The organism is Dietzia sp. NPDC055877, from assembly GCF_053615975.1.
This window is the reverse complement of the sequence record NZ_JBSHCV010000051.1, coordinates 1-1,008: the sequence shown is the minus strand read 5'-3', so window position 1 is coordinate 1,008 and position 1,008 is coordinate 1. Positions and strand designations below refer to the sequence as shown.

The 1,008-nt window shown below is 62.4% G+C and carries 1 protein-coding gene; it reads right to left on the bottom strand.

The features are described 5' to 3' along the window. Nucleotides 1–158: 158 nt before the first annotated feature. A complete protein-coding gene (locus ACWGLC_RS17795; protein ID WP_452101101.1) occupies nucleotides 159–359 on the bottom strand; it encodes an HNH endonuclease in 201 nt (66 codons plus the stop codon). Between the last annotated feature and the right edge of the window lie 649 nt (nucleotides 360–1,008).

The following is a 1,008-nucleotide window of genomic DNA, read 5'->3' as shown; positions in this document are numbered from 1 at the left end:
GCTCACCGTCAGGCATCAACTCCGGTAACTCCGGCTGCTCTACCGGGTCCGACTCGACAATCCGCATGTCGTTTGACCGAGAGCGAGATGCTCCATGCCCAACCAGCCTCGAGGGGTCCTTAGGTGCGGGTCCGCGTCCAGCCACCGGAACCACCTCCCTACGATGCGACTACCGATTCAGTCCGAATGGACGTGACGAACTCAGTGATGGGCCACTTGGCTCCCTTGCGCAAGTTGCAACTGGGGCAACATGGGCGCAGATTGGATAAGCAATGCCAGCCCCCCTTCGAGAGTGGCTTCACGTGATCGACATGGAACTCGTCGAGCACAGACCCGCAGATCCAACACCCAGCGAACATCGACAATCGTGATGCCAACGCTTCGGCTGTGAAGTCGACACTGGGGGCCATCCGCTCCAAAGCCTCCCGACGCGACTCTCGGGCACGGTCCTTCACCCGATACCTTCGCCTTCGCTCCGGGTCGGAGTAGAACTCTCGTCGCCGCTCTCTGACTTCGGGGCGGGACCAGTAGTCATTTCGACGACAGTAAGCTGCGCTCCGGCATGAAGGACTGCAGTACCTCCGCGTCCCCGGTGCCGCAATGTCTTCCCCGCACCCGGCACACGGGCGGACCTCCAATGATCTGACAAGTGCCGCTGCAGCCCTACGTTCAGCAGAGCGTGCCAATAGCCGCTCCACGTACTCCGGATTCTGGCGACGATATGCCGCAACTCGGCACCGCTCCGAGCACCACTTGCGACGATTCCGTTCCCGCAGACCAGGAACTATCTCAACCCCACACCCCGCACAGGTACGCTGACCCATGTCGACTCCTTAACAGTCGGCCATAGCCCCGGACGGTTGCCGCCGTCGCGGGGCCTTCTATTGCCATTCTACTTGGCCACTGCATTTCTCGCCTGAGTCCGGAATCCCCAGACTCAGGCGGACCCCTAGCGCCTATGCCGTGGGGGCTTCCCGAGGGCGGGGGGAGGGGCCTATCCCCACCCCA

Coding starts and splice junctions, on each gene's coding strand:
- ACWGLC_RS17795 (WP_452101101.1), bottom strand. CDS start 359: ATGTTCGCTGGGTGTTGGATCTGCGGGTCTGTGCTCGACGAGTTCCAT.